Source organism: Flavobacterium kingsejongi, from assembly GCF_003076475.1.
GTDB lineage: Bacteria > Bacteroidota > Bacteroidia > Flavobacteriales > Flavobacteriaceae > Flavobacterium > Flavobacterium kingsejongi.
In genome coordinates, this window is record NZ_CP020919.1 from 1,717,923 (window position 1) to 1,741,138 (window position 23,216).

Sequence of the window (23,216 nt, forward strand, 5' to 3'; positions counted from 1 at the left end):
CCCGGAAGTAGCTTCCGGGATTTTTTGTTATATCAAATTACAGTTTTGCTTTTTTACCTTTTGGGAGGTTGCTTTTTACTGCTGTTTTGGGATCCAGTCCTCTTTTGCGCAATAACGGTTCAATGCTTGGCTCAGCACCACGGAAACGTTTGTACAATACCATCGGGTCTTCTGTACCTCCTTTTTGCAGTACATTCTCACGGAATGATTTTGCTTTTTCGGGGTTGAATAAATTGGTTGATTTGAAGGCATCAAAAGCATCAGTATCCAACACACCCGACCAGATATAGCTATAATATCCTGAGGAATAGCCCCCAGAAAAAATATGGCTGAAATAAGTACTGCGGTATCGTGGGATAATTGCCGATGTTAGTCCGGTTTTTTGCATTGCATTTTTCTCAAATGTATTGGCATCAGTTGTAATGTCCTGCTTCTGGGTATGGTATTCCATATCCAGTAAGGAAGCAGCCAGGTATTCGGTAGTAGCAAATCCCTGGTCAAAAGTTCCTGATTTTTGCAGTTTTGCAATCAGTGCATCCGGGATTACTTCACCCGTTTTATAATGTTTGGCGTACATTTTAAGTACTTCCGGTTCTGCTGCCCAGTTTTCCATGATTTGCGAAGGCAATTCTACGAAATCACGTGGCACGCTGGTACCGGAAAGGCTTCTGTAGGTTACGTTGGAAAGCAGTCCATGGAGGGCGTGCCCAAATTCATGGAAATAGGTCGTTACTTCGTCAAACGTCAATAAAGCAGGAGCATTTGCCGTTGGTTTCGAGAAGTTACATACAATAGAAACTATCGGAGCTTCACGAACACCGTCCACAGTACGCTGGGAGCGGTAAGAAGTCATCCAGGCACCGCCACGTTTGGAAGCACGGGGATGAAAGTCCATGTAGATAATTCCTACATGCTGGCCATTGGCTTCGGTAACTTCATAAACGGTAACATCTTCATGGTATTTTGGAACATCTTTCAGTTCTTTGAATTTCAGGCCGTATAATTTTTCGGTTACGCCAAAGACGCCTTTTTGCACATTTTCAAGACTGAAATAAGGTTTCAGTTGCTGCTCGTCCAGGTCAAAGCGTTCCTTGCGGATTTTCTCCGTATAATATCTCCAGTCATAAGGCTGTACCGTATCCTTAATGCCGTCTTTATCCATCAGTTCCTGTATGGCTGCTGTTTCTTTTTTGGCATTTTCCAATGCAGGAGCCCAAAGGTTATTCAGCAGTTCGTATACTTTTGCCGGTGTTTTAGCCATTGATTCTTCCAATACATAATGAGCATGGGAAGCATAACCCAATAAGCGGGCTTTTTTGCCGCGTAGGTTGGCCAATTCGATTACATAGGCTTTGTTATCAAACGCATCATCATTATTGCCTCTGTTTTGGTATGCAGTCCAGATGGCTTTACGCAATTTGCGATTGGAGCTGTACTGCAGGAAAGGCATTACACTTGAATTTTGCAGGGTGAATATCCATTTCCCTTCTTTACCTTTTGCTTTGGCATCTGTAGCAGCATTCTCAATTACTTCCGCTGGCAAGCCGGCAAGATCGGCCTTCTTGTCGATGACCAATTCATAATTGTTGGTTTCAGCCAATATATTCTGTCCATATTTTAGGGACGTCAGGGAAAGTTCACTGTTGATGGTTCGCAATTGCTTTTTATCAGTATCGGACAAATTAGCTCCACTGCGTACAAATGATTTATAGGTATCCTCTAATAATTTAGTTTGCTCTGATGTTAGGCCGAGCGTACTTTTTTTATCATAAACTGTTTTAATGCGCTGGAATAATTTGGCATTCAGGGAAATATTATCATTGTGGGCGGAAAGGTCCGGAGAAATTTCCTTGGCAATTTTTTGGATTTCCTCGTTTGTATTGGCAGAATTCAGGTTATAGAAAACAGTGCTGACTGAGGCTAAAAGTTGCCCTGAATTTTCCAGTGCCACTATCGTATTGTTAAAATCCGGTGCAGCAGGGTTTTCAGCGATCACTTTGATCTCCTGGTCATGCTTGGCAATTGCTGCCGCAAAAGCCGGTTTGAAATGCTCATTTTTAATACTGCCAAAAGGCGGTACCTCAAAAGGAGTAGTGTACTTTTCTAATAAAGGATTCATGTTTTGTGCTTTAGCTTGTGGTGCAGATAAAAGGCTCAGGCCAATTACCGTACAAATAAAGATAGTCTTTTTGTTCATGGCGAAAATTTGAATAGCAGTAAAAATAATTGAAATACCGCTAAACTGTGCCAAAAATGCTGTTAAGGTTTTTATGTTTTTGGAAATAGCCTGCGGTAAAGTATTATTAATACGTTAAATCAGATTAAATATTACTTTCAAAAAGTTATCTTTAAAGTATAAATCAGCTTAAATTACTGTAGTTTTGCCGGCTTAAAATGTCTTCCCTATGAATCCTACTATAAAAAAAATAGCGATAAAAGTATCCAAGATACTTGGAATTACGGTCGCAGTGATTTTGTTTCTGCTGTTTATTATCCCTATTCTTTTTCCCGGGACTGTAGCTGAGCAGGTTAAAAATTTCGCCAATCAGAAACTTGCGGGAGAATTGAATTTCTCCAAAGCACGATTGTCTTTTTTCGACCATTTTCCATCACTCACCGTGACGCTTGATGATTTCTCTTTAAAAGGTTCGGCACCATTTGAGAAAGACACGCTAATTGCAGCCAAAAATGTATCCTTTGGGATCAACCTGAAACGACTGATCTTTGATAGTGAAATCCGAATCAACAAACTCTATATTTCTAAAGCCAATGCCAATGTCATGGTGGATGAAAAAGGGCGAGCCAACTACAATGTCTATATTGCAGACCCGAGTGTCCCGGTAGACACCACATCCAGTACCGCACTGCGACTGGATAAAATCGATATTACAGACACCCATATTAAATATTACGACAAATCAACCAAAATGCTCGTCGATGCACAAGGGTTTAATTATGTAGGGAAAGGGGATTTGAGTGAAGATGTATTTGATTTGGCTACCGATGCACAAATCGAGCAGTTGGATTTTTACTATAATGGAGCGGCCTACATGCAAAAGAAAAAAGTGCATGCCGACCTGATTACCCGGATCAATACCAACTCCCTGGCCTTTATGTTCCGTAAGAATGAATTACTGATCAATAAGCTACCTATTAAATTTAATGGGTATTTCAAAATATTAAAAGACGGTTATGATATTGATGTAACTGTAACTTCGATCGACAGCCAACTGGAAGACCTCTTTGGGGCACTTCCGGCACAATACCTGAATGAAGTGGAAAAAGGCAAATTCCAGGGTCGTACCAGCGTGTTGTTTACGTTTAAAGGAAACTATAATGCTTCCCGGAATTTCAAACCGGATATGGCATTCAATATGGACATACGTGACGGGTACATCCAGCATCCTTCCGCACCTTTTCCGGCCTCTAATATTTACTTAGACCTAAAAACAAAAATGCCATCCCTGAATACTGACAGCCTTAGTGTGGAACTGGATACGTTGGCAATGAAAATTGGGGGTGGGTATGCACGGGCAAAAGTGAAAACTATAGGATTGGAGAAAATGAAACTGAAAGCGGCAATAGTAGCGAATATTGACCTTGGTAAAATCCAAACCGCTTTTAATATCAAGGATGTGGATATGAAAGGTGTATTTCGTGCCAATATCAAATCGGAAGGGCAATTCGATTACGAAAAAAGAAAATTCCCGGTTACGGAAGGAATTGCCGTATTGGAAAATGCCAGTATCAAAACGCCTTATTACCCGAATCCGATTACCGGAATTAACTTCAAAGCTACAGTAATCAATAAAACAGGAGAATATAAGGATTTGTATGTGGCATTGAATCCTGCGACATTCACCTTCGAGCAGCATCCTTTTTTCCTGACAGCCATCTTTAAGAATTTTGAAGATGTCAATTATAATGTACGGGCCAAAGGAGACATTGATGTAGCGCAAATCTATAAAGTTTTTTCCCGTAAAGGGCTTGACCTGAAAGGGTATATCAAAGCAGATCTTTCGCTGAAAGGAATTCAGAGTGATGCAACGAACGGGCATTACGAGAGGCTGGATAACAAAGGCACCTTATTATTAAGCCAGATTAAAGCGACATCGGAATTATTCCCAAAACCATTTTATATCCGGGAAGGGCGTTTCAGTTTTCATCAGGATAAGATGCGTTTTGATAAATTTACTGCTGATTATGGGCATTCCGATTTTGCGATTAATGGGCATTTGCGTAATGTAATCAACTATATATTCTCCCGTCACGGCACTTTAAATGGTAGTTTTAATGTCAATTCCAATCTCATTAATGTGGATGAGTTTATGGCTTTGAAACCGAACGAGACTAAAAAAGAAACAACAGCTGTAGTGGTGGCCAAAGCAGAAAATCCAAAAGAATCGGGCGTTGTCCTGTTGCCTAAAAATCTGGATGTTGCCCTAACCGCCCAGGCTAAAAAAGTAAATTATACAGGACTGACTTTAAGTGACCTGAACGGGACTGTTGCGCTGAGCAAAGGCCGTGGCATCTTGAAAAACACCAATTTTAACCTGATCGGCTGTAAGGTAAATATGGATGCCGATTATGAAGCCAGCAGCCCTACAAAAGCGTTATTTAATTTTCATCTCGTGGCAAAGGATTTTGATGTGCAACGGGCGTATAAGGAAATTGAGCTTTTTCGGGAAGTCGCCAGTGCCGCTGAAAAAGCTGAAGGTATTATCTCCGCGGATTACACACTAAACGGAGCCCTGGATGGTAATATGTCCCCTATAACAGAATCCTTGGTTGGAGCAGGAACGATACAAATTAGTAAAGTAAAAGTAAGCGGGTTGAAATTATTCAATAATCTCGGGGCTAAAACGGGGCTGGGTGTTGAAGATCCCGATCTTTCAAAAATTGACATCAATACAACTATTAAAAACAATGTGATTACGGTGGAGCGTTTCCGCATGAAAGTCTCGGTATTCCGCATCCGACTGGAAGGAGAAACCAATCTCAAAGGGCCTATGGATTTTAAACTCCGTGTAGGATTGCCGCCATTCGGGCTTATTGGTATCCCGGTGATGGTCACAGGAACACATGACAAACCGAATATTAAAATATTCAGCAAAACCCATGAAGATGTAGAGGAGACCAAATACGATCCCAATGCAAAAGAATAGTATTGTAGATGGTGTATAAAACTCTACTACGCTCTTATGGGTGCTCTGATTGTTTGCTGTTCATTGATATCCTTCAAAAAAAGCAATAGTTATTGCTCTATAATGATGACAAGATTTTATGGTCAAACGAAATAAAATTGGTCTGGGATGTCTTTAAAGGAATTCCAGATACTAGCAGAACCAAAAAGAAAGTAGGAATTGAATTAGCCAGATTAAAAAAATACGAATACATCCCGGAAGAATAAATAAATCGGGCTATTGCAATAGTTTGTTTAGTACTATTTAAAACAGAAACGCCGGAATTTTTCGGCGTTTCTTATTATTATACATTTTTTAGAGCGCCAGATAACACTGGCCTTTACTCATTTATCCTTTTACCCCTTACTTTTCACTTCTTACCTGCCTATAATAATGTCTTTTTCAATCCATCCGCTACAGAGCGCCAAAGCAGGTTATAAAACGATTTATCAGGGATGCGTTCCGTTTCGGTTTTAGCTTCACGGAATTGTTCTTTAGAATCATCGCGAACAAACAGGTTCCCGATGGCACTTAGGAATTTGTTCTTCTCCTTCCCATTTTTCTTTAAGATTTTGACTTCCAGGTCGTGGTATTTAATGGAGAAATCGCCTTTGGAACCGTATTTATTGCCGGTAAAATTAAAAAACACATCATCCAGTTGCCCGGTCATCGTCGCATTGATATAAGGTTGCATAAAAGGGGATAGTTTCTGGCTCGCGAAATTCTTCAGGTGTCCATTAATGGTAAATCCGTCCGTTTTATCCAGGGGATTAAATTTCCAGTTAACGGCTAAAGGTGCCGCATTCATAAAGCGGCAATTTACCTTGATATTTACATCGGGTAGTTTCGTTTGTTTGTAGCCACTTTTAATATGGGTGATGGTCGCATTAAAATTATGAAAAGAGACCAGTCCCGGTCCGCGTTTCATTTCGACTTCCTCTTCATATTCCACAATCGACTTCCGGATCTGTAAGGTATCCACGTTAAGTGGAAATTTCAATTCCCGAAGTAACTGATTGTACATTTTTTTAGTTTTAAGGTCATCCGGCGAAACTTTGTTGCGATAGATGTTGGCGAAAAGAGTATCCAGGGTAATCCGGGAAGCATCAAAGAAAAAGACATCTTCTTTAAAGCCCCATTTCATATCGTGTATGGCCAATGCTTCTGCCGAAAGGGTGAAGAGGTCTTTCTCCAGCGGGATTCGTTTGATGAATCCTGCACGGCTGTAGACCGGAATCATCCTGAAATTTTCCAGTTTCAATCCGTCATTAGTCGTCCTGATATTGATTGCAGACATGCGGTAGAATTCGTCCGAACGGAAAAATACACTGTCGCAGTTGATGCTGTAGGACTCGTACTGAAATGGGATTTTATGCTGTAAAGTGTTGTCGTCAAGTATGACACCATTCAGGCCGATTGATAGATTTTTGACGATCAGCGCAACTTGATTGTCCTTGATCGAAAGGATCTTAAGGTTGCATTTTGTCAGGTTGATATCCGAAACGGTGATGACATTGCGGAATGGTTTTACGACATTCTCATTGATGCTTTTGGAATTATTGATAGGGCGGTCGTTATCTTTGTACAGCGTAATTTCGGGTTCACTGACATCAAGCCTGCGTGCTTTGATTTTATTGTGGAAAAGCAAAGACCAGCTGCTGATATTCTCGATCCGAATCACTTTTACGGTAGCATAAATACCTGCTTTGGTACTTTTTCCTAAGGATGATTTAGGGACAATGATAATGTCCTTGGCAATAGCATTCCCATCCAACAGGGAAACTTCGAGGCTCTTGTAGGTAATCTGGTAAGGGGATTCATTTTTCGCATTGATGATGGAGGGCAATTGCTTGCGAATCCAGAAATTCAATCCGATATTCACGACAACAATCAGTAACACCAGGCCTAACACGGCAATCAATATCTTTTTAATCCACTTCATAGAATATAAATTATCATTAGTCTCTTACAAGGTACTGATTAAATTTAAAAATAGAAATTCATTTCACTTTTCGATAGTACTTTCCCTAAATGAGATTTAAAAAATACTGTACTTTTACAAAAAAAGAAAGCCATGTTACGGAACATAAAAAAAATGGGGATATTAGGTATTGTCGTATTGGGAAGTTGCAATTCGGCATACCGGCCTAAAAATGCCATCGAAGAGATTGTACAGGAGCGTGTGGTGGCGAAAGGGGTAGTCCTGTCCAAAACCGATCGGGATTATGAACTGTACAAAGTATTTTCGGATAAGCCGGACCTGCTGTTGAATGCCCATGTGGATAGTATCGCTGTGGTCGATAAAGTGGTGATTTACGCCAGGAATCAATATTACTATCTTGTAAATGACAGCCTTTCTGCGGAATTGGTAAAAATGGAACGCAATAAAAAATTACGCCTGAAGCCTGCCGCTCTTTTTGTATGGCAAAAAGATAAGGAATAATAAAAATGATTAGTGTCACTAAGTGGCCTCAAGTGCTTTCACAGTAATTTCCCGTACAACATTCCCATCGTGAAATAGTCGATCAGGCACAATAATCCAAATGCACCAGCAAAAATGAAAAAAACAGGATTCGGAAATTACGTTTAACAACAATGAAATTTTGTAAAGGATAGGCACTCGTACTCCTTAATAAGTAATAGTTATTCTACCGGTACACCTTTGGCCAGAATCACTTGTTGTAATTGTTTTTTGGTACTTCCGGAACTTTCCTGTTCCTTATAATATACATCGTCAATTTTCCATCCACTTCCATCCTGAATCAGTGCTACTTTATCTTTCCAGTTGATAGCATATAATGTGTTTTTAAAATCCACGGTTACAGTCGCTTTCGATCCTTCTATTGTTATTTCGCCTATAGTAAAAGCATTTTGGCCTTCATATAAGCTGGTAAAAATATCGCCCTCTATCATAATGGGTTTGTCTGTTGGGAAAGCGCTTTTTTTCATATTTTCGGCTTCCTGTAATTCTTTGGCTGCAGCTTTATCAATTAACCCCGCCAATTCGGTACTGATCAGCGCCTTGTCTGCAGCCCTGAAATCTCCTTTGTACTCCTTGAAAAAAGTAGTCACGACCTTTTTTATGTCTTTTTCGGGATCATTTAAACAGCCGGACAGCAGTAATAACAAGCCGGAACATAAGAATAGTATTTTTTTCATAAATGGATTTTTAGTGTGTTTATAAATGAGAAAAGCCAATTGGTATTTATATTTCATTATTGCGTACTACTACAGCATGTTGACACATAAATATATAAAAAAAGCGTGACAAATAGAGTAGTCATTTGAAAAACAGCAGGTTATCATGATGTGGTGGTGTTTAAAATGGCGAAAATATTTTAATAAAGAACTTCGTAGGCGTTTTTGGATACATGGTAGAAAGAGTTGTATTTCCTAACGAATTAATAAATACTATTAAATTTAGTTAAAACAGTCCGCACATTTCTTACAGATCTACTAATCGCTGTTTTTTTTGCTATATTTAATCTACCAAAAGCAATACAAAATAAAACATTATGAAAAGAATACACCTTTACTTCGTCCTGCTCGTTGCAGGTTTTTCATTCGCTACAGCATCCTGTAAAAAGGAGCCGGAGGGAAAGACAGCCAAAGAAGTTATAAATGATGAAGACAGCATACCATTGGACAGCACTAAAGTGGCTGCTTTTTTTGTGAAATACCCCGATTTTAAATCTTTTGAACCTGAAATCAAAGAGCTATACAAAAAGTACCAATACCATTATATCTGGCATGATAAAAGCGGGCGAATGGATTTTGCCGATGCTTTATACAATAAGGTAAATCAAATTAAGTCAGAAGGCGTACAGACGGAGATTCCTTATAAGGATAAGTTTGCCGAATTGTTCGCAGGGACAGCAGATAAAAAAAATCCCGATGTGAATGACGAATTACTAATCAGCTGTATGTATTTTTTCTATGTTAAAAATGTATACGAAGGGGTAGATTCAAGTGCCAGTAAGGAAACCGGATGGTTCCTGCCACGTGAAAAAGTATCCTATGTAACCTATTTGGATTCCCTGATGAAAGATCCAAGCAGGATTAAAAAAGATGATAAAGAGCTGATTGGACAATACTATAACCTGAAGAAAGGATTACAGTTTTATCAGGAAATCCAGAAAAAAGGTGGCTGGGGAGCTATTACACTGGGAGAAGGCGTGAAAGCCCTAAAACCGGGTGATAGTGCCACGGCTATTGTCCAGGTTCGTAAACGCCTTGCTGCTACCGGTGATTTAAAATCCGATTCAGGAAGTAATGTATATGATACCGATCTACAGGCAGGTCTGGATAGTTTTGCAAAATCCCATAACCTCAATCCGGAAAAAAATGTTACGCCTGCATTGGTAAAACTGATGAATGTAACCGTAGAGGATTGTATTAAGACAATTGTAGTCAATATGGAACGTTGCCGTTGGATTTCGCCTGATATTGCTGAAGCCAAAGAATTCATTTCGGTAAATATCCCTTCCTACCGATTGCATTATATGGTTAATGGGAAACCAAAATTAATTTCGAATGTGGTTGTAGGGAAAGAACTGAATCAAACCGTAGTATTCAGTGGACAAATGAGCTATATAGTATTTAGCCCTTATTGGAATATCCCTAAAAGCATCATTGAAAAAGAAGTAAAACCAGGAATTGCGAAAAATAAAAATTACCTGGAACAGCACAATATGGAATGGAATAATGGGAATGTAAGGCAGAAACCGGGTAATGCGAATTCTCTTGGACTGGTAAAATTCATGTTCCCAAACTCCAATAACATTTACCTGCACGATACACCAGCCAAAAGCCTTTTTAATAAAGAAAGTCGTGCTTTTAGCCATGGCTGTGTACGGGTGGAAAAAGCTAGGGATCTTGCTGTAGCCATATTAGAAGGAGATAAAAACTGGAATCCATCAAAAATAGATGCTGCGATGCATGCAGGTAAAGAGAAGAATTACACTTTGAAACATAAAATACCCGTTTATATCGGCTATTTTACAGCCTGGGCTGACGAAAATGGTAAAGTAAGCTTCTTTGAAGATGTTTATAACCGTGATAATCGCCTTGCGCACCTGCTTTATAACGAAACCGCTAAATAAGAGTTTGAATGACTGCACCTAATGGTAAAAAATCCCCAGCAATGGGGATTTTTTTTTTCACTACTATTGCCATCAATCAATTTTTTATTAAATAATCATTTTAGTTTATTGTATTCGTTTGTGTAAAATAATTTTTTATTGATAAATAAGATGTTATATTAGGATAGGCCTTATTTTGACCAATTCAATTGTAATCAAAATAGTTTATTTTAGACAGCATATTGGCTTATAAAACATCTTTTTTGTTTATATTTGACTATCAATAATAATCAATAATAATCAATAATTAAAACATGACGATATTATGGATTCCAAACAACGAGCAAAATTAAAAATGTACCGGACCATAGAACGGTTTGGGGCAGAAAATGCGGAACGCGTCGCGATGATTCCTCTATTTGAGGATGCCTTTCGTTTGTTTACCACCCGTGTAGCAGCCATTGGTTATGCGACACAGCAGGGTGAAATGGTTTTGAAGGGGCTGCAGGATGGAGTACCGGTTCGTGAAATCTTATGCAGGGCGGGAGCAGATCTTGCAGCGGCAATAGCAATTTATGCACGGCAGCAACAAGATAAGGAACTGGAACAGCAGGCAGATTGCACTTTCTTCGAATTGATCTACAGTATGGATCAGGAAATGAACGCCAAGCTGGCCCACATCCATAAGACCGGAATGTCAAGATTGTCCGAGCTTCAGGGTGCAGGGATTACAGAGGGCCTTTTTGAATTGTTTGGAAAGCTATTGGAAAGTTACCGAAAACATTCAGGGAAAATCAGGAATCCTGCCGGAGTACGGCGTGAAATTCGGATGCGGCAATATTATCTTTTTGAAGAAGCTGAAAAAGTATTGAAACAGCGTCTTGACAAAACCATACAACTCTATAAGGAAGCCCATCCGGAATTTGTCTACAATTACAAATACAGCCGGTTGAACCTTTATCCTTCTTGCCCGTCTACTCAGATTACCGGAACGGTGCGTTGCAATCAAAAGAAGATTCCCATACCGGGAGCCCTGTTCCGGATTGAATCGGAAGGTTTGAGTACCCATACGGATTTGGGGGGCAGGTACCATATTAAGGAAATACCCGAAGGTATTGTGACGATTATAGTGGATGCGCCTGGATATGTCAAAAGCCGGAACAACGGTATCCTGATTAAACGGGGCCTTATTGCCCATCTCGATATTGCGATAACACCCCAGCAAATCGAATCTTAAAATACCGTTTGTTATTTTCTACTACTATATTTTAAACAGGATTACTAAAAAGCCACTTCCCTCCGCATTTTACTCCTGCATTTTACCTAAAAAAGCCTATTATTACCTTTTTTAGTGTCTCTGGTGATAGCCTATAAGCCTTACTATTTTTTTATCCACGAGAATTAGCCTTAAAAGCTATAAATCAAGCTTGATTGTCCCCTAAAAGTTATATTAATATTAAATTAAGACATAATTTAACTCGGTTTAAGTGTGTTTACATGCAAAGTCGTATTTTTGTGTTAAATATCGGAAACTAAATGTTTGAGCTAAAATGTACTAAGATGGATTCAAAACAAAAATTAAGATTAAAAATGTATTATAATGTGGAAAGGTATGGAATGGACAATGCATATATTGCAGTTCTTGCGCCGCCATTCCAGGATGCTTTTAATCTTTTTCGCGTCAAAATCGTTGCGATTGAGAATGCTTTACAACAAGCCGATTATGTAACCCGATCTCTCGAAGATAAGATCAGCCTGAAAGAAATGTTATGCCAGGTGGCGACAGATATTGCAGTGCTGCTACATAATTATGCAGTAGAAAAAAATGATGCTGTCTTACAGGATCAATTCAGTTATGCCATGGATGAACTGATGGAAATGGAAAAATATGCCTTGGTGAAAATGCTCGATAGTGTACGGGAAACCGGATTCGAATGCCAGGTGGCGTTAGAAGCTGTGGGAATTACTGCAGGTTTGTTTGAAATATTGGGGTTGCTGTTGGACGATTACCGCAGGCCAGCAACCAAATTGAGAAATCCGGCAATTTTAAGGCGTAAACTTCGCCTGACGATGCATTACCATTTTATGGAAGCAGACCGGGTATTAAAATACAGGCTGGATAAAACTGTCAACCTGTTCAAGTTTATCAATCCTGATTTTGTGGTGAACTACAAAGCCCTACGTGTGATTTCTTCTTATACCGGAAAAATGACACAAATTGAAGGGACCATAACCTGTTTTAAAGAAAATAAACCAATTCCAGGTGCTGAATTTACCATTGCCGAAGAACAGACAGCCATAACGGACGGAGAAGGAAAGTACCACATCCGAAAAATACAGGATGGTATAGTAACCGTAAAAGTTCATGCTACGGGGTATAAAGACAGTTATAACAATGGAATTTTTATAAAAGAAGGAACAGTAGCACACCTGGATGTGGCTCTGACTCCGGAATACGATTATGATTAATCCACTAGAAGACAAGTAGAAGATTTGAAGGAGATCGTTTAAAATCTTCAAAATTATTTAGTAATTTTAAGTGCGTGTAGGGTTCTGTTCTAAAAGACGGATTCTACACGCATTTTTCTATAGTAACTAAATCCTCTTCCTGCCCGTGTCCATTAAAAAACTATTTGCCCATCTCAGTCCTTTTGTCAAGCCTTATCGACTCCTGGTGCTGGCAACATTGCTGTTGACGCTTGTAGGTTCCTTTACCGCACAGGTCAATGCCTGGATATTGCGGTATACGGTGGATAATATCACACAGATTATTGAAGCGGGAAAGGGGCTGGACGCCGGAATTCCCATCCTGATATTCATTACAATTGTACTTTTAAGCAAAGAATTAATCAATGCTTTTGTACAATTTGGGCAAAAATTTTACGGGGAGAAATTGCGTATTTTAGTTTCCCAGGACTTAGCTCAGGCAGTGATTGAAAAAATACTGACTTATAAACTTTCCTTTTATACTAATAGCAATAATGAATCAGGGAAACTACAAACCCGTATTGATCGTGGTATTGAAAGCCTGACGCGGTTGGTACAGAATTTCTTTATCGATATCCTGCCATTGTTTGCCAATTCTATTGTGGCACTTTTCCTGATGTTCAATGCAAATTTCTATGTGGGTTTGGTAGGCCTGTGCATCGTACCGGTTTATTTTGTAATTACCCAACGGCAGGCGTCCAAGCTCAGTGGATGGCGCCGGAATCTTCGGGGATATCGCGAATCAAAAAGCCAGGGGATATTAAGTATTATTGATTCCATAACCGTGATCAAATCCTTTAACCGCGAACAAATTGAAGCCAAAAAGCAACTGGATCTCCAGCGTAGCCTGACCGAAAACCAAATGCAGACCCGGCGGATCAGTTTTCTGTTTGATGGGCTTAAAACATTTGTAGAACAAATAGGAGTCGTATTAATCATTATCCTTACAGCCTACCTGGTACTTTCCGGAAAAATGACCATAGGGGCGATTATGTTTCACATACTGCTGTTCAATAACGTGTCTGCACCCATCCGCCAGCTCCATCGCATTTATGATGAGATGAACGATGCCATGATTTATTCGGAAGGCTTTTTTGAAATTTTAAATGCAGACGAACAAAAGGAACGCACAGGCAATTATAGGAGTACAGCACTCAAAGGAAGATTTGAAATACAGGGAGTTGATTTTACGTATCCCAATGGTACCAAAGCACTGTATGATATTAATATGAAAATTGAGCCCAATACGATCACCGCATTGGTGGGGCTTTCCGGAGCTGGAAAAAGCACGATCATTAACCTGCTGGATAAATTTTATACGCCGGATAGTGGAAGGATTTTGCTCGATGGAATTGACCTTAACGAATATGATACGCATTTCTTGCGGGACAATATCGGGCTTGTTTTGCAGAAGAACCATATTTTTAATGGGACTATTGAAGAAAATATCCGTTACGGAAATATGAATGCCTCCCGTGATGACATTATTGCTGCTGCAAAAAAAGCATATATCCACGATCAGATCATGCAGATGCCAGATCAGTATGATGCCAAAGCGCTATTATTATCGGGTGGACAACAACAACGTATCGCGATAGCCCGGATGTTTATTAAAAACCCACCTATTATTTTCCTCGATGAGCCCACTGCAAGTTTGGATGCAATTGCGACGGAGCAAATTAAAAATAGCCTGGATGCGATAAAAAAAGACAGGACCGTAATAATTATCTCGCACTCCATTTCCCAGATTATTGATGCCGACCATATTTATGCCATGAAAGAAGGACACATTGTAGAGCACGGTACACATGAGGATATTTACCGCCAGAAAGGAACCTATAAAGACATTTTTGATGCCAGTGCCCGAAGCCTCAATATCGAAAAAATTGCCCGGACAATGGATGAAACATAATTTGTATTTGCATTGCCTACTTTTTGACCATTATTATATATATTCGTACACTCTAAATTAGAAGAATATGCGTTATGTGTTGGCATTTTTTTTGCCTTGGTTGTCGTTGATACTCCAGGGTAAAATAGGTTCAGGAATTATATGCCTGATTTTACAAATTACAATTATAGGCTGGATTCCCGCATTTATATGGGCGGTAACAGCACTTAACAGGATGTATGCCGACCGTAGGACTGCTCAAATTATACGGGCTGCCAGAAGGTAATTTGTCAGAGGATTATTTTGTTTCCAGCCGCTTGCGAAAGGTAATACCATAGATTTTAACATGTTGTTAATGGGGGCTGCCAAAAAAATAATTACATTTACCGGGTGAAAAAATTACGCTATATAACAACTCTTGTCCTGTCGGCCTGGCTATTGCTGCTGACGGTATTGCCATGCAGTGACGCGCATGCACAAGGAATAGCAGTTTCACAAACCGCAGTCGTTCAGGCTGGCGATTCCCATCAGGACTTTTGTAGTCCGTTTTGTGTGTGTTCCTGCTGTGCAAGCCCAATTATCATGCAGGCATTTGTACTTTTTGAATTGCCACAGTTTACCACTTCTTACGAATTGGTAGCGAGTTTCTACGAATCCATCATCTCCGATTTCCACGGCTCCATTTGGCAGCCACCCCAGTTAGTATAATGATAGGCCGAAATGTTCGGCTGTTTTTGCGAGGCTTATAGCCACAAAATGCTATTACCAGTAGTGCTGGTAATGGAATGTATCATTATAATACACCTTCCTAATGTTAGATCGCATTATTCATTTCAGTATTACCAATAAATTCAGTATCGGATTAATGACACTGGCGTTGGTAGTAGTGGGGACTTATTCCTTATACCACCTGCCCATGGATGCCCTGCCGGACATCACCAACAATCAGGTACAAATTATTACAACCTCTCCCACACTGGCGACCCAGGAAGTGGAACAATTTATTACCTACCCTATTGAGCAAGCTGTAAAGCCCATTCCTAAAATCGTGGAATTGCGATCCATCAGCCGCTTTGGGCTGAGTGTCGTTACCGTGGTGTTTGAGGAAAATGTCGATATCTATTGGGCGCGAGCCCAGATTTCTGAACGCCTCAAGGAAACTGAGGAGCAAATCCCCAAAGGCGTCGGACGGCCCGAAATGGCTCCTGTAAGTACCGGATTGGGTGAGATTTATCAATATGTGGTATTTCCGGAAGCGGGATACGAAAAAGATTTTTCTGCAACCGAACTCCGTACCATCCAGGACTGGATTATTAAACCCCAATTGATTGGAACGGCTGGAGTGGCTGAGGTGAATACCCTTGGGGGGATGCTCAAACAGTATGAGATCGCGGTACAGCCGGATAAATTAAAAAGTATGAATGTCACCATTGCTGAGATTTTTACAGCATTGGAATCCAATAATGAAAATACCGGTGGTGCCTATATTGATAAAAAGCCCTATGCTTATTTTATCCGTGGTATCGGGATGGTAAGCAGTATCGATGATATCAATAAAATTGTGGTCAAAAACCAAAATGGTATTCCAATACTCGTTCGCGATATCGCCAAAGTACAAATTGGCAGTAGTATCCGTTATGGGGCTGTTACCAAAGATGGAAAAGGAGAAGAAGTGAGCGGTATGGTAATGATGCTGAAAGGAGAAAACAGCGGTGAAGTCGTTGCTCGTGTAAAAGAAAAAATGGAGCAGATTAAAAAATCACTACCCAAAGGGGTCTCCATTGCTCCTTTTATGGATCGTACGAAGCTGGTCGATAAAGCGATTGGTACCATTCGGACCAACCTGATTGAAGGGGCATTGATCGTTATTTTTATATTGGTGCTCTTGCTGGGGAATTGGCGTGCTGGCCTGGTCGTGGCTTCGGTCATTCCGTTAGCGCTGCTTTTTGCAATCGCCATGATGAAACTCTTTGGCGTTAGTGGTAACCTGATGAGCCTTGGTGCCATAGATTTCGGGCTTATTGTTGATGGCGCGGTGATTATTGTCGAAGCCATTGTCCATCGCTTACAGGTCAGGAGCAAAGGACAGCTGACGGCCGCACAAATGGATGCTGAGGTGTATGAAGCCTCTTCTAAAATCAGGAGTAGTGCTGCATTTGGAGAAATCATCATCTTAATTGTATACCTGCCGATATTGGCTTTAGTAGGGATTGAAGGAAAAATGTTCGGCCCTATGGCGCAAACGGTTTGTTTTGCCCTGTTGGGTGCTTTTATTCTCTCTTTGACCTATGTGCCCATGATGAGTGCCTTGGTTCTCAAAAAAGAAACTGGACATACCAAAAATATCAGTGACAGGATTATCAATGCCATTTACGGCGTATACCGTCCGGTATTGGAAGCGGCGCTTCGGGTAAAAGTAGCGGTCATAGGAGGTTCGATAGCACTTTTTGCAGTAGCACTATTCCTGTTTAGCACTTTAGGCGGAGAATTTATCCCAACACTGGATGAAGGTGATATTGCCACCCACCTGATTATTGCTTCCGGAAGTTCACTTTCTCAGGAAATTGAAGCAACCACCAAAGCGGAACAAATATTAAAATCCAGGTTCCCGGAAGTACGGATGGTCGTGAGTAAGATCGGGAGTGCTGAAATCCCGACGGATCCGATGCCTATAGAAGCGGGTGATATGATCATTTTGCTAAAAGACAAAAGCGAATGGACTTCTGCGAAAACAAAAGAAGAACTGATGGAAAAAATGGAGAAAGCCCTGGAAGAAATCCCGGGCGCCACAACCGAATTTTCCCAACCGATACAAATGCGTTTTAACGAATTGATGACCGGTGTCCGTAGTGATGTGGCTATTAAGATCTTTGGAGAAGACATTGATATGCTGGTTAGCAAAGGAGAAGAAACGCTACAACTGATTAGTGGTGTGGAAGGCGTTACAGATGCCAAGCTGGAAAGAGTGGCGGGATTACCACAGATTGCTGTACGGTATAATAAAGATAAACTGGCATTATACGGATTGAATATTGGCGACCTGAACCGCGTGATTCGTATCGGATTTGCGGGGGAAGCTGCGGGAAGAGTTTACGAAGGGGAAAAACGTTTTGACCTGGTGGTACGCCTCGATGAAAACAGCCGTCAGGATATTTCCAACCTGAAATCACTCTTTGTAACCCTGCCTACCGGAAACCAGATTCCATTGGAACAAATTGCAGACATTAATTATGAAGATGGCCCCATGCAAATCAGCCGTGAGGATGGCAAGCGCCGTATCGTAGTTGGATTCAATGTGCGTGGGAAAGATGTCAAAGGTGTGGTCGAGGCCATTCAGGCGAAACTGGATAAAAACCTGCATTTGCCGGATGGGTATTATACCACGTTTGGCGGTCAGTTTGAAAACCTGATTGATGCCAACAAGCGCCTGATTATTGCGGTACCTATTGCGTTGTCCCTTATTTTTATATTATTGTTTTTTACATTTCATTCCATCCGCCAATCGCTGCTCATTTTTACTGCCATTCCTTTGTCTGCTATCGGAGGCATATTTGCGTTATGGCTTCGGGGAATGCCGTTTAGTATCTCTGCCGGAGTAGGTTTTATAGCACTATTTGGTGTCGCAGTACTCAACGGGATTGTATTAATCGGGTGTTTTAACCAATTGCGGAAAGATGGGATGCACAAGATTGAAGACCGTATCCGGGAAGGGACAAAAATTCGGCTTCGTCCTGTGATCCTGACTGCTGCCGTAGCCTCATTAGGGTTTCTGCCGATGGCATTAAGCACTACTGCAGGAGCTGAAGTACAAAAGCCTTTGGCGACAGTAGTTATTGGCGGATTGGTAACAGCGACCTTGTTGACGCTAATCGTATTGCCGATATTGTATTACTTTTTTGAAAAGAAAAAAGAGCCTGCAATAGAAAATGAGCAACCGGAGCAACACGTATAGAGTAAACAATAAAGGAAGGGAAATTCATAATTCCCACCTTCAAAAAATAGAAAAAATGAAAAATAATTTTCAAAGAAACGGAATACTACTACTCTGTAGCCTACTCTGGGCAACTGTCACGGTAGCACAATCTCCGCTTACTTTAAATGAAGCCATTGCAGCAGGAATTAAGAACAATCCCAACCTGCAGGCGGCACAACTCGATAGTAAAATGCAATTGCAATTGGTGAAATCGGCTTATGAATTACCACAGACGGAATTCACAGGGACATTTGGCCAAATCAATACCAAAGCCAACGATAGGAATTTTGCAGTATCGCAGACGTTTAGCCCATTTCAGTATGGTGCCAAAAAGAAATTACTGCAGGCCAATAGTGCTTTAAGTACTTTGCAGGCAGCACAGACCCAACAGGAATTGATTTTTAGCATCCGGCAATCCTGGAATGCCATGTTGTATTATGCCGAATTGAATAAGATTATGGAAAAACACAACAGCCTGATGAAGCGCTTTGTGAGATCGGCAAGCCTGAAATTTGATACTGGTGAAACGAATGCGCTCGAAAAAACAACAGCCGTAGCCAAGCAGCAGGAGCTGGAACAACAGATTAAGCAAAACCAGGCTTTATTGTGGGTCGAGCAATCAAAACTTAAAACGTACCTGAATGATACCGGAGATTTCCGGATTTCCGATACACTGCTCACTGCACTTCCGGCATTGACAGTACTGGACAGCAGTATGGTCGTAAAAAACAACGTCCTACAGGTAGCCGCTGAAAATGTACGGGTAGCAGAAGCCGCTACAAAAGTGCAGCGCTCCACCCTCATGCCGGATGTTACTGCTGGTTATTTTATCCAATCCTTTACCGGGAATCAGGAAGTCAACGGGGCGACGGTATATTATGATGGAGCACCTCGCTTTCAGGGTTTTACGGTAGGGATTTCACTACCACTTTTTGCGGGTAGTGGCGTAGCTAAGATCAAAGCGGCAAAAACGAATATTGAAATTCGCCAGAAGGATGCCGAATACCTACAGGCACAGCTGAAAAATCAATATTATCAATTACGGGAGCAATTGGCGACCTATGAATCCCTGATTGCGTATTACAAAACAACAGCATTGCCCAATGCGGAGACGATGACTGAAAATGCCTCCAAAGCCTATCGCAACGGAGACATATCATATGTAGAGTACGTTCAGGCTGTAGAAACCGCAATGACCATACGAACCAATTACCTTAATGCTTTAAATAAATACAACCAGACTGTAATCAATTTGCAGTTTATGGTGAATCAATAATAGAAGACAATGAAAAACAAGAATAGTATATATGGTGGTATTGCAGTAGCTGTTGTGCTTGCAGCAGTGCTTTATTTTGCTTTCCGAAAGACTCCGGCTCCTGCTAAAACTACAGCAGAAAATCCAACCGAAATCGAAAAAGCGGGTACTGCGGTACGGGAAGTGGAACTGAACGAGGCGCAGTATAAGGCTTCCGGTATTGTGTTGGGGAGTTTCGCCATGAAAAACCTGAGTGAAGTGGTGAATGCCAATGGGTATACCAAGTTACCCCCACAAAACCAGGCTGATGTTTCGGTATACCTTCCCGGAATAGTAAAATCGATTTTGGTGATCGAAGGGCAATTAGTACGTAAAGGACAATTACTCGCTACCCTGGAAAGCCCGGAATACGCGCGCCTGCAACAGGATTACCTCACGTCTAAAAGCAATCTGGAATACCTGAACCTGGAATACGACCGCCAGAAAACCCTAAGTGACGAAAATGTAAACTCTAAAAAGACATACCAAAAGACCAAATCAGACTATGAGATTGAAAAGGCACGGTTCAGTTCATTACAGCAGCAGTTAAACCTGTTGCACCTGAATCCGGGAGGCCCTGCGACATTACCGATATTGGCTCCAATAGCCGGTTATATTACCGAAATCACTATTAAATTAGGAAGTAATGCCGAAGTAGGAAAACCGCTTTTCAGCATCGTGGATAATTCCAAACTGCATGTTGATTTATTGGTATACGAAAAAGACCTGTACAAAGTAAAACCCGGACAGAATATTAGATTTGTACTGACAAATCAGGATAATACGGAAATCCGTGGAAAAGTATTTAATGTGGGTAAAGCCTTTGAAAATGAAACTAAGTCGGTAGCTGTTCATGCTGATATTTTAAATGCGAACCAGGCATTGATTTCCGGCATGTATGTGAATGCATTGATTGATGTAGGAGCGAAAGATGTGCAATCGCTACCTGTGGAAGCTGTAGTAAAGGCAGAAGGGCGTGAGTTTATTTTTATCCTTGAAGGTGAAGAAACCGAAAAAAAAGAAGAGCACGGTAAGCCCGCTGTAGAAGAAGGGAAACATTTTCACTTCCAGCGTATAGAAGTTAAGACCGGGACTTCACAATTAGGATTTGTTGAGGTATCTTTATTGCACGAAGTACCACCCAATGCACCTATAGTGCTAAAAGGGGCGTATTATATTCAAAGCCACTTGCTGAAAAGCGAAGGCGGTGGCGGGCATGAGCATTAATCTCTTGCGTGCTGAATAGTAAACGAAAAAAAGAATCTGTTGCTTTATTCCTGCTGTGATCGGCAGTGGAATAGCACTATAAAATGTAAAAGTATGGGACATAACCATGAAGATCATGATCATGAGGGGCACAGCCCTGCTCATGATGAAGAAAGTACAATTAAAGCCTATATCCCGGCTATTGTAAGTTTTATATTATTGGTTTCCGGGATGGTATTACAGCATCAGGAAGCGGAATTCTTTAAAAATCCACTTCGATTGGGCTGGTACCTTGTTGCCTATGCTTTGGTCGGGCTTCCGGTAAACTGGGAGGCCTTGAAAAGCATACGCCGCGGTGATGTATTCTCTGAATTTTTCCTGATGTCAATTGCAACGATCGGTGCCTTTTTTATCGGAGAGTATGCAGAGGGTGTAGCGGTAATGCTATTTTATGCGATTGGTGAACTTTTCCAGGATGCCGCTGTTAATAAGGCCAAAAGAAGTATCAAAGCCTTATTGGATATACGTCCTGACACCGTAACGGTACTACGCGATACCGGTGCGGTTACTATCAATCCGACAGCAGTTACCGTTGGGGAGATTATCCAGGTGAAACCGGGAGAAAAAGTCGCCCTTGATGGTATATTGTTATCGGAAAAAGCGGCTTTTGATACGGCTGCATTAACCGGAGAAAGCAAACCCGATACCAAAAAAGAAGGTGAAGTTGTACTGGCAGGGATGATTAACCTGCAAACCCTTGCCGATGTTAAAGTGACAGCCTTGTTCAAAGACAGTAAACTCTCCGGAATCTTGAAAATGGTGCAGGATGCTACGGCGAGGAAGTCACAGACGCAATTGTTTATCAGTCGTTTTGCGAAAATATACACCCCAATTGTGGTGTTTTTGGCTATTGCAATTACCATAGTTCCGTACTTTTTTGTAGCGGATTATGTTTTTACCAATTGGCTGTACCGTGCTCTGGTATTCCTGGTGATTTCCTGTCCATGTGCTTTGGTAATTTCCGTTCCATTGGGTTATTTTGGAGGAATAGGGCTGGCGTCACGTAAGGGTATACTGTTCAAAGGCAGTAATTTTCTGGATGTGATTACAAAGGTAGATACCGTGGTAATGGACAAAACCGGAACCCTGACAAAAGGAGTTTTCGAAGTACAGGAAATCCATACGGTTGATTTTGACCGTAAGGAACTGTTGCTGTTGGCTGCGGCACTGGAGGCAAAATCGACACATCCTATTGCCGCTGCTATCGTTAGGCATGCGGGAAGTGGGGAACAACTGCCGGAAGTTAGTGGAGTGGAAGAAATTCCGGGTCATGGGCTTTCCGGAACAGTCGGTGGAAAAAAGGTACTGGCAGGGAATGTGAAGCTATTGAAAAAATATAATATTGCCTACGATAAAACAGTAGATGATAATCCGGAAACCATCGTTGTGGTAGCAGTAGACGGCCGTTATGCGGGCTATATTACTATTGCCGATGAGATCAAGGAGGATGCTGCTGAAACGATTGCGAAATTGCATGCACTCGGTATAAAGACTGTAATGTTAAGTGGAGACAAACAGAGCATTGTGGACCGTGTAGCACAGCTCTTAAAAATAGATACCGCCTTTGGTGATTTGCTGCCAGAAGGCAAAGTTGCAAAAGTGCAGGAGCTGAAAGACCAAAAACGGATCCTGGCTTTTGTAGGCGATGGTGTTAATGATGCTCCTGTAATTGCGCTGGCAGATGCCGGTATTGCTATGGGTGGACTGGGTAGTGATGCTGCTATCGAAACCGCAGATATTGTGATCCAGAACGACCAGCCGGGCAAAATCCCGGTAGCCATACAAATAGGGCGTGAAACCCGTAAAATTGTAGTGCAGAATATCAGCCTGGCTTTTGCAGTGAAAGCTGTAGTATTAATTTTAGGTGCCGGAGGACTTGCGACGTTATGGGAGGCAGTATTTGCAGATGTTGGGGTAGCATTACTGGCCATATTAAATGCCGTACGCATCCAACGCCTGAAATTGTAAAGCTGCGATGAGAAATTACTTTTAACGTCATATTAGACATAATCTACGCCGATTTGCCTAATTTTGCTTTTAT

Annotated in this window: 15 protein-coding genes; 12 read left to right on the forward strand and 3 right to left on the reverse strand. The window is 41.1% G+C overall.

What is annotated here, in order from left to right; genetic code table 11:
• Nucleotides 1-37: 37 nt before the first annotated feature.
• Nucleotides 38-2,197: a M3 family metallopeptidase gene (locus tag FK004_RS07455; RefSeq protein ID WP_108736694.1), complete on the reverse strand. Its 2,160-nt coding sequence runs from the start codon at nt 2,195-2,197 to the stop codon at nt 38-40.
• Nucleotides 2,198-2,405: 208 nt separating this feature from the next.
• On the opposite strand from FK004_RS07455, the gene FK004_RS07460 reads away from it, so the two are divergent.
• Nucleotides 2,406-5,165: an AsmA family protein gene (locus FK004_RS07460; RefSeq protein ID WP_108736695.1), complete on the forward strand. Its 2,760-nt coding sequence runs from the start codon at nt 2,406-2,408 to the stop codon at nt 5,163-5,165.
• A gap of 403 nt (nt 5,166-5,568) precedes the next feature.
• Here the strand turns inward: FK004_RS07460 and FK004_RS07465 are convergent, their stop codons facing one another.
• On the reverse strand, nt 5,569-7,125 hold the full coding sequence (locus FK004_RS07465; RefSeq protein WP_108736696.1) for a DUF748 domain-containing protein: 1,557 nt from the start codon (nt 7,123-7,125) through the stop codon (nt 5,569-5,571).
• Between the two features lie 132 nt (nt 7,126-7,257).
• Between FK004_RS07465 and FK004_RS07470 the strand changes: the two genes are divergently transcribed.
• Entirely contained in the window at nt 7,258-7,626 is a 369-nt protein-coding gene (locus FK004_RS07470) for a hypothetical protein (RefSeq protein ID WP_108736697.1), read from the forward strand.
• Between the two features lie 200 nt (nt 7,627-7,826).
• Here FK004_RS07470 and FK004_RS07475 read toward each other — a convergent pair whose 3' ends face one another.
• Nucleotides 7,827-8,342, reverse strand: a complete 516-nt coding sequence (locus FK004_RS07475) for a YqhG/Tai3 family protein (protein WP_157956051.1) — start codon at nt 8,340-8,342, stop codon at nt 7,827-7,829.
• A gap of 356 nt (nt 8,343-8,698) precedes the next feature.
• On the opposite strand from FK004_RS07475, the gene FK004_RS07480 reads away from it, so the two are divergent.
• From FK004_RS07480 to FK004_RS07520, 10 genes are all read left to right on the forward strand, one after another.
• Nucleotides 8,699-10,285: a L,D-transpeptidase family protein gene (locus tag FK004_RS07480; RefSeq protein ID WP_108736699.1), complete on the forward strand. Its 1,587-nt coding sequence runs from the start codon at nt 8,699-8,701 to the stop codon at nt 10,283-10,285.
• Between the two features lie 304 nt (nt 10,286-10,589).
• The gene (locus FK004_RS07485; RefSeq protein ID WP_108736700.1) at nt 10,590-11,501 is read left to right on the forward strand and encodes a carboxypeptidase regulatory-like domain-containing protein; all 912 of its coding nucleotides are present in this window, start codon (nt 10,590-10,592) and stop codon (nt 11,499-11,501) included.
• A 323-nt stretch (nt 11,502-11,824) separates the two neighbouring features.
• Entirely contained in the window at nt 11,825-12,733 is a 909-nt protein-coding gene (locus tag FK004_RS07490) for a carboxypeptidase-like regulatory domain-containing protein (RefSeq protein ID WP_157956052.1), read from the forward strand.
• 145 nt (nt 12,734-12,878) lie between these two features.
• On the forward strand, nt 12,879-14,663 hold the full coding sequence (locus tag FK004_RS07495) for an ABC transporter ATP-binding protein (protein WP_108736702.1): 1,785 nt from the start codon (nt 12,879-12,881) through the stop codon (nt 14,661-14,663).
• 67 nt (nt 14,664-14,730) lie between these two features.
• Complete coding sequence (locus FK004_RS07500; RefSeq protein ID WP_108736703.1) at nt 14,731-14,928, forward strand: YqaE/Pmp3 family membrane protein; 198 nt, start codon at nt 14,731-14,733, stop codon at nt 14,926-14,928.
• A 104-nt stretch (nt 14,929-15,032) separates the two neighbouring features.
• Complete coding sequence (locus tag FK004_RS19175) at nt 15,033-15,350, forward strand: DUF6660 family protein (RefSeq protein WP_157956053.1); 318 nt, start codon at nt 15,033-15,035, stop codon at nt 15,348-15,350.
• A gap of 103 nt (nt 15,351-15,453) precedes the next feature.
• Nucleotides 15,454-18,594 carry an efflux RND transporter permease subunit gene (locus tag FK004_RS07505; RefSeq protein WP_108736704.1) on the forward strand — a complete coding sequence of 1,047 codons (3,141 nt, stop codon included), beginning with the start codon at nt 15,454-15,456 and terminating at the stop codon, nt 18,592-18,594.
• A gap of 55 nt (nt 18,595-18,649) precedes the next feature.
• Nucleotides 18,650-19,891, forward strand: coding sequence for a TolC family protein (locus FK004_RS07510; RefSeq protein WP_227871688.1), 1,242 nt, complete (start codon nt 18,650-18,652; stop codon nt 19,889-19,891).
• A 9-nt stretch (nt 19,892-19,900) separates the two neighbouring features.
• Entirely contained in the window at nt 19,901-21,136 is a 1,236-nt protein-coding gene (locus tag FK004_RS07515; RefSeq protein ID WP_108736706.1) for an efflux RND transporter periplasmic adaptor subunit, read from the forward strand.
• Nucleotides 21,137-21,229: 93 nt separating this feature from the next.
• Complete coding sequence (locus FK004_RS07520) at nt 21,230-23,143, forward strand: heavy metal translocating P-type ATPase (protein WP_108736707.1); 1,914 nt, start codon at nt 21,230-21,232, stop codon at nt 23,141-23,143.
• Nucleotides 23,144-23,216: the final 73 nt, after the last annotated feature.

Coding starts and splice junctions, on each gene's coding strand:
- FK004_RS07455 (WP_108736694.1), bottom strand. CDS start 2,197: ATGAACAAAAAGACTATCTTTATTTGTACGGTAATTGGCCTGAGCCTT.
- FK004_RS07460 (WP_108736695.1), top strand. CDS start 2,406: ATGAATCCTACTATAAAAAAAATAGCGATAAAAGTATCCAAGATACTT.
- FK004_RS07465 (WP_108736696.1), bottom strand. CDS start 7,125: ATGAAGTGGATTAAAAAGATATTGATTGCCGTGTTAGGCCTGGTGTTA.
- FK004_RS07470 (WP_108736697.1), top strand. CDS start 7,258: ATGTTACGGAACATAAAAAAAATGGGGATATTAGGTATTGTCGTATTG.
- FK004_RS07475 (WP_157956051.1), bottom strand. CDS start 8,342: ATGAAAAAAATACTATTCTTATGTTCCGGCTTGTTATTACTGCTGTCC.
- FK004_RS07480 (WP_108736699.1), top strand. CDS start 8,699: ATGAAAAGAATACACCTTTACTTCGTCCTGCTCGTTGCAGGTTTTTCA.
- FK004_RS07485 (WP_108736700.1), top strand. CDS start 10,590: ATGGATTCCAAACAACGAGCAAAATTAAAAATGTACCGGACCATAGAA.
- FK004_RS07490 (WP_157956052.1), top strand. CDS start 11,825: ATGGATTCAAAACAAAAATTAAGATTAAAAATGTATTATAATGTGGAA.
- FK004_RS07500 (WP_108736703.1), top strand. CDS start 14,731: ATGCGTTATGTGTTGGCATTTTTTTTGCCTTGGTTGTCGTTGATACTC.
- FK004_RS07505 (WP_108736704.1), top strand. CDS start 15,454: ATGTTAGATCGCATTATTCATTTCAGTATTACCAATAAATTCAGTATC.
- FK004_RS07510 (WP_227871688.1), top strand. CDS start 18,650: ATGAAAAATAATTTTCAAAGAAACGGAATACTACTACTCTGTAGCCTA.
- FK004_RS07515 (WP_108736706.1), top strand. CDS start 19,901: ATGAAAAACAAGAATAGTATATATGGTGGTATTGCAGTAGCTGTTGTG.
- FK004_RS07520 (WP_108736707.1), top strand. CDS start 21,230: ATGGGACATAACCATGAAGATCATGATCATGAGGGGCACAGCCCTGCT.